This window comes from Promineifilum sp. (SeqCode), assembly GCF_041918635.1.
Lineage (GTDB): Bacteria > Chloroflexota > Anaerolineae > Promineifilales > Promineifilaceae > Promineifilum.
On sequence record NZ_JAYRVJ010000520.1, the window covers coordinates 1 to 1,626 of the forward strand.

2 protein-coding genes are annotated in these 1,626 nt (G+C 70.0%); both read right to left on the reverse strand.

The window, feature by feature from the left end; all coding sequences use genetic code 11:
* Positions 1 to 704 (reverse strand): MBL fold metallo-hydrolase (locus tag ACE3UY_RS15585; RefSeq protein WP_374688419.1); only part of this gene is annotated, 704 nt, incomplete at its 3' end.
* Between the two features lie 99 nt (positions 705 to 803).
* Positions 804 to 1,626: hypothetical protein (locus tag ACE3UY_RS15590; protein ID WP_374688420.1), on the reverse strand; the 823-nt coding region annotated here is incomplete at its 5' end.

Genomic DNA, 1,626 nt, shown 5'->3' on the forward strand with positions numbered 1-1,626 from the left:
ACCATCAGCACCCGCAGGGCTACCAGATGCCCATGCACGTCGTGCACCGGCCCAAAGTGCGTCGGGTAGATCGTCCGCAACTCCTCGCTCTCCAGCCGGTGGATCGTCTGGAGCCACGTCTCCAGGTGAAACTCCGGCGGCGGCGCGGGCAGGTCGACCAGGTTGACCAGCGGCAGGTTGATGCCCGCCGCGTCGCCCGTGAAAGCGATCTCCCCGCTGCGGAAGTCGCGCAGCTTGTAGGCGTGGTGGTGATAGGCGTGGCCGGGCGTGTCGATGGCGACGAACGTCAGCCCACCCGCCTCCACCCGGTCGCCGTCGTAGAGCGGCGTCACCCGCTCGGCCGGCGCGGGCAGTATCTCACCCCACAACCCCTCCATCCGGTCGCCATAGATGCGCGTGGCGCTGGCCAGCAGTTTGCTGGGATCGACCAAATGGGGCGCGCCGACGTGATGGACGTAGAGTTGCGCCCCCTGCTGCGCCCACCAGCCGGCCGCCCCGGCATGATCGAGGTGGATGTGGGTCAGCAGCACGTGGCGCACGTCGCCGGGGCCGAAGCCGTGGGCGGCCAGCCCGTTGAGTACGGCCGGCAGGGTCGAGCCGGGGCCGGTCTCGATCAGCACCGGGCCGTCGGATCCAACCACCAGGTAGACGGCCGTGACCTGGGGCATGCCTTGAAAGCGGGTGTCGAGGATGTGGAGTTTCATTCTCTGATCATAGCTTTATCCCGATTATGGGTGCAACTCTTTTCCGAATTAGGAATTAGGAATTAAGAATTAAGAGAGCGCGGTTCTGATTCCTAATTCTTAATTCCTAATTCGTAATTCCTCCTGCCAGTACCACATCCCGCGCCCCCGCCAATATCGCTCCCGTTCGTGCCGGGCCAGCGCCGCCGCTTTGGCCGTGCCGTAGAAGCGTCGCGCCGGTAGTTGCTCGTCGTTCCCCGTCATCCCGTTATGGAACAGGTCGGCGAGCGCCCGGTTCAGGCGCTTCTGGCGGCCGCGCGGTAGCGTCGCGTGCGGGCCGGTGTATTCGTTGGGCAGTTGCCAGGCCAGATAGACCGCGCCGGGCCGGCCGTGTCGCCCCGCCCGGTCGCGCCAATGGAATAGAGCCTGGCCGCGCCGCCAGGCCAGCTCTTGCTCATCCGGCCCGCCGGCTCGCGGGCCGACGGCAATGGCGCTGCGGTGGCCGACGCAAGCCCGCCGCTCATAGGCGCGCTGGCTGTTGGGCGCGGCGGCCGTCAGCGCTGTCAACGTGGCCCGGGCGATGGGGCCGCGCGGCCGGCGCTCCCCGGTCAGCAGGTCGGCCCGCTGCCGGCCGCTGTGGAAGCTGGCGTAGAGGTGGGCGCGCGCGTCGCCGATGCGTCCCGTCAGCGCCGCCAGCGGCACGGCCACCGGCGACCCGCTCAGCCGGCGCACGCCCAGCCCGGCCGCCGTCCGCGCCGCCGACCGCAGCCACACTCGCCCGGCCCGCCGCTCCCAGAATAGTCCCTCGCCCGCGTCCAGCAGGTTCGCCAGCTGCCGCCGGCCGCACAGGCGCAGCGGCGAGCCGTCGCCCGTCAGCAGGTCGGCCGCCTCGCGTTCCTCCAGCCAGCCCCGTCCGGCCGCGTCGGCGTGGCGCAGCAGCAGC